The sequence below is a fragment of the Cellulomonas humilata genome (assembly GCF_013359775.1).
GTDB classification, from domain to species: domain Bacteria; phylum Actinomycetota; class Actinomycetes; order Actinomycetales; family Cellulomonadaceae; genus Cellulomonas; species Cellulomonas humilata.
This window is the reverse complement of the sequence record NZ_JABMCI010000049.1, coordinates 1-277: the sequence shown is the minus strand read 5'-3', so window position 1 is coordinate 277 and position 277 is coordinate 1. Positions and strand designations below refer to the sequence as shown.

General features: G+C 67.9%; 1 protein-coding gene. It reads right to left on the bottom strand.

Translation table 11 applies throughout. The features are described 5' to 3' along the window. Positions 1 to 166: 166 nt before the first annotated feature. Positions 167 to 277, bottom strand: a 111-nt coding sequence (locus tag HP550_RS04330) for a Bax inhibitor-1/YccA family membrane protein (protein ID WP_175346368.1), incomplete at its 5' end; no start/stop codon positions are given.

The following is a 277-nucleotide window of genomic DNA, read 5'->3' as shown; positions in this document are numbered from 1 at the left end:
TACTCGACCTTGGCCAGGATCGTCGCCGTCAGGCCGGCGGTCACGGACGTGAGCTGGACGAGCGGGGTGCCGCCGACGAGCTCCGAGATGTGCTTCGCGTACTTCACTGTCCTGCGCTCCCATGGGTGGCGGGTGTCGGGCCGACGTCAGTCAGTTCTGACCCAGGTCAGTCGCCACGCAGGATCGCGAAGATCCGCAGCAGCTCCAGGTACAGCCAGACCAGCGTCACGACGAGACCGAAGGCAGCCGTCCACGCGAGCTTGGCCGGGACGCCGGC